The sequence below is a fragment of the Streptomyces sp. NPDC002176 genome (assembly GCF_044903645.1).
Classification (GTDB): Bacteria; Actinomycetota; Actinomycetes; order Streptomycetales; family Streptomycetaceae; genus Streptomyces.
On the sequence record NZ_JBJDQW010000011.1, the window covers coordinates 1 to 3,104 of the forward strand.

Annotated in this window: 3 protein-coding genes and 1 pseudogene; all 4 read right to left on the reverse strand. The window is 39.0% G+C overall.

Annotated features, from left to right (window positions below):
- Positions 1 to 82: 82 nt before the first annotated feature.
- Positions 83 to 349: pseudogene (locus ACI2LY_RS30090) on the reverse strand (helix-turn-helix transcriptional regulator); the annotation flags it as partial.
- A gap of 275 nt (positions 350 to 624) precedes the next feature.
- Positions 625 to 1,419 (reverse strand): aminoglycoside O-phosphotransferase APH(3')-IIIa, encoded by a 795-nt coding sequence (gene aph(3')-IIIa, locus ACI2LY_RS30095; RefSeq protein WP_001096887.1) that lies wholly within the window; start codon positions 1,417 to 1,419, stop codon positions 625 to 627.
- A gap of 92 nt (positions 1,420 to 1,511) precedes the next feature.
- Positions 1,512 to 2,054, reverse strand: coding sequence for a streptothricin N-acetyltransferase Sat4 (sat4, locus tag ACI2LY_RS30100; protein WP_000627290.1), 543 nt, complete (start codon positions 2,052 to 2,054; stop codon positions 1,512 to 1,514).
- On the reverse strand, positions 2,051 to 2,959 hold the full coding sequence (locus tag ACI2LY_RS30105) for an aminoglycoside nucleotidyltransferase ANT(6)-Ia (RefSeq protein ID WP_001255864.1): 909 nt from the start codon (positions 2,957 to 2,959) through the stop codon (positions 2,051 to 2,053). Before ACI2LY_RS30105 ends, sat4 begins: the two co-directional genes overlap by 4 nt.
- Between the last annotated feature and the right edge of the window lie 145 nt (positions 2,960 to 3,104).

Consider the following 3,104-nt stretch of genomic DNA (forward strand, 5'->3'; position numbering starts at 1 on the left):
GCTGAAATTGCTTTCCTTTAAAATGATTCATCGTCATTCCTCCTGCTATCTTTTTCTATTATTCTACCTTATTTGATAGTAGATTTAAAACTTTGGAACAGAACCCTGTAATCAATGCACCCACTTCCGCCGCTGTAAACATTACCGGCGGAAGTAGGAAGCCCTCTACAAGAAAATATCCTTTTCCGGCCTCAGATCCAATTGGTATTCCGGCTTCTTCAAGTGTCCGGATATCTCTGTAAACTGTCCTTAAGCTTATATTAAATCGCTGTGCAATTTCTTTGGCAGGAATTATTTTTTTTGATTGCAGCTGAATAAGAATAGAGGTTACTCTGTTAATCCTGTTCAAATTTTATTCCTCCTCTGTGACTTCCATAAAAAGTATATCCTATGCGTTCTTAAGCTAGCTGCTGTTAGTGCTTCTCATTGCACCCTGGTTATAAAAGCCATACTCACAAACCTCTTCACCAAAACTCTTTACATCTCTAATATAGAACTCTATCTAGCGAACTTTTAGAAAAGATATAAAACATCAGAGTATGGACAGTTGCGGATGTACTTCAGAAAAGATTAGATGTCTAAAAAGCTTGTAGTTAAAGCTTTTTAGACATCTAAATCTAGGTACTAAAACAATTCATCCAGTAAAATATAATATTTTATTTTCTCCCAATCAGGCTTGATCCCCAGTAAGTCAAAAAATAGCTCGACATACTGTTCTTCCCCGATATCCTCCCTGATCGACCGGACGCAGAAGGCAATGTCATACCACTTGTCCGCCCTGCCGCTTCTCCCAAGATCAATAAAGCCACTTACTTTGCCATCTTTCACAAAGATGTTGCTGTCTCCCAGGTCGCCGTGGGAAAAGACAAGTTCCTCTTCGGGCTTTTCCGTCTTTAAAAAATCATACAGCTCGCGCGGATCTTTAAATGGAGTGTCTTCTTCCCAGTTTTCGCAATCCACATCGGCCAGATCGTTATTCAGTAAGTAATCCAATTCGGCTAAGCGGCTGTCTAAGCTATTCGTATAGGGACAATCCGATATGTCGATGGAGTGAAAGAGCCTGATGCACTCCGCATACAGCTCGATAATCTTTTCAGGGCTTTGTTCATCTTCATACTCTTCCGAGCAAAGGACGCCATCGGCCTCACTCATGAGCAGATTGCTCCAGCCATCATGCCGTTCAAAGTGCAGGACCTTTGGAACAGGCAGCTTTCCTTCCAGCCATAGCATCATGTCCTTTTCCCGTTCCACATCATAGGTGGTCCCTTTATACCGGCTGTCCGTCATTTTTAAATATAGGTTTTCATTTTCTCCCACCAGCTTATATACCTTAGCAGGAGACATTCCTTCCGTATCTTTTACGCAGCGGTATTTTTCGATCAGTTTTTTCAATTCCGGTGATATTCTCATTTTAGCCATTTATTATTTCCTTCCTCTTTTCTACAGTATTTAAAGATACCCCAAGAAGCTAATTATAACAAGACGAACTCCAATTCACTGTTCCTTGCATTCTAAAACCTTAAATACCAGAAAACAGCTTTTTCAAAGTTGTTTTCAAAGTTGGCGTATAACATAGTATCGACGGAGCCGATTTTGAAACCACAATTATGATAGAATTTACAAGCTATAAGGTTATTGTCCTGGGTTTCAAGCATTAGTCCATGCAAGTTTTTATGCTTTGCCCATTCTATAGATATATTGATAAGCGCGCTGCCTATGCCTTGCCCCCTGAAATCCTTACATACGGCGATATCTTCTATATAAGCGTACCGGTTCCAATTTTTTCGCAGTTTAACTTTTCCGACGCATTTATCGTCTTGGTAGTAAAGATATATTATCTTATCAGTATTGTCAATATATTCAAGGCAATCTGCCTCCTCATCCTCTTCATCCTCTTCGTCTTGGTAGCTTTTTAAATATGGCGCTTCATAGAGTAATTCTGTAAAGGTCCAATTCTCGTTTTCATACCTCGGTATAATCTTACCTATCACCTCAAATGGTTCGCTGGGTTTATCGATATCTTTCAGGTGCCCTGCTTTCATTTCTGTAATCACTGTTCCCGCCTCTCTTCTATATCAGCGGCATATGTGCTATCCAGGCAGCCGGTTTTACCAGTGTATTTTTTATACATGTCCCTGGTATATTTTGTTATATTCCTATCATACTCCGGATAGGCATAATGAAGCCTTTCCGCCACCTCACCGGATACCGCCCTGAACAATTGATGGCATAGAAATAATGCTTCCCATATGTTTTCATAGGAATCCATCCGGTAGGTGGACAAAAGTTTCTCCCACAAATCCTCGGATATATACCTTTCAATAAACTTATAGTTCTTGCCTACACTTAATTTAAAGCCTGTTTCGATGCCGACCTTCCATGATATCATTCTCAGCAGCTCATGGCGAACAATCTGATTAAAATGATCAATAGCAAATAAAATTTCCTTACGGCACAGTCCCTTAACCACATAGGTAGTGGTGTTCCAGAATTCATTGCAGCAGTCATCGTATTCCCGGGCACTGGGTTTTCTTATATGATAATCCATGTCGGTCGGAACTACAGCTTGCTGAATCCTTCCATCCTTATCCAGAATAATCTTTATCAATTTATCGTCATTCAGGTAGTTTCCCAACTCTTCCAGGGGCAATAAGGTAAGGTCTATTTTATTATAATCATCAAAAAGTATTATATAGGAGTAGCCTTTCTCTTCAGCCGGGAATAGTTCCATATCCTCCGGTTTTTGCATCATTATTATATTCCCAAATTGATTAAGCCAGTCATCATTAGATATAAACGGTTCTATATCACTTACAAAATATGTAATATCATAATCCTGAAATTCATCTTTAGGTATATTAATATTTGCGCGTGACCCCTCAAGGGTCACAATTCGAATACGTTCATCCTGTTCTGCTAAAGAAAGTACTAAATCCATCATTTCTTTTTCTGATCTCATTTACATACTCCTCGTTTATTTTTTCTATATTATTACATCTTCTTTTTTGCCGGTTCTGTTGCAAAGTTTTAAATAAAGAATAAAATCCCTTACGGTATCTATGATTTAAGCTGGGATTCCCAATAATACCTTGATTTCAGTACAG